This is a genomic window from Streptomyces sp. DH12 (assembly GCF_020873895.1).
In the GTDB taxonomy this organism is placed as follows: domain Bacteria; phylum Actinomycetota; class Actinomycetes; order Streptomycetales; family Streptomycetaceae; genus Streptomyces.
Map to the genome: position 1 here is coordinate 1 of NZ_JAHWGT010001367.1, position 419 is coordinate 419.

1 protein-coding gene is annotated in these 419 nt (G+C 71.6%); it reads left to right on the plus strand.

The genetic code is table 11. From position 1 onward, the window contains the following. Positions 1–419 (plus strand): DUF993 family protein (locus tag LPA54_RS40105; protein ID WP_228985354.1); only part of this gene is annotated, 419 nt, incomplete at both ends.

Genomic DNA, 419 nt, shown 5'->3' on the forward strand with positions numbered 1-419 from the left:
TGCCGAAGGGCGTGCGCTGCTACACCGGCGACGACTTCCACTACCCCGAGCTGATCGCGGGCGACGAGCAGGGCTTCAGCCACGCCCTGCTCGGCATCTTCGACCCGCTCGGACCACTGGCCGCGCAGGCGGTCCGCGTCCTCGACACCGGTGACACGGACGGCTTCCGCGCCCTGCTGGACCCCACGGTCGAGCTGTCCCGCCACCTCTTCCAGGCGCCCACCCGCTTCTACAAGACCGGCGTGGTGTTCCTGGCCTGGCTGGCCGGCCACCAGACCCACTTCACGATGGTCGGCGGCCTCCAGTCCGCCCGCTCCCTGCCCCACCTCGCCCGCGCCTACGAACTCGCCGACCGCCTCGGCCTGTTCCCCGACCCCAAGCTGGCCGAGGACCGGATGCGGACCCTGCTGCACCTGTAC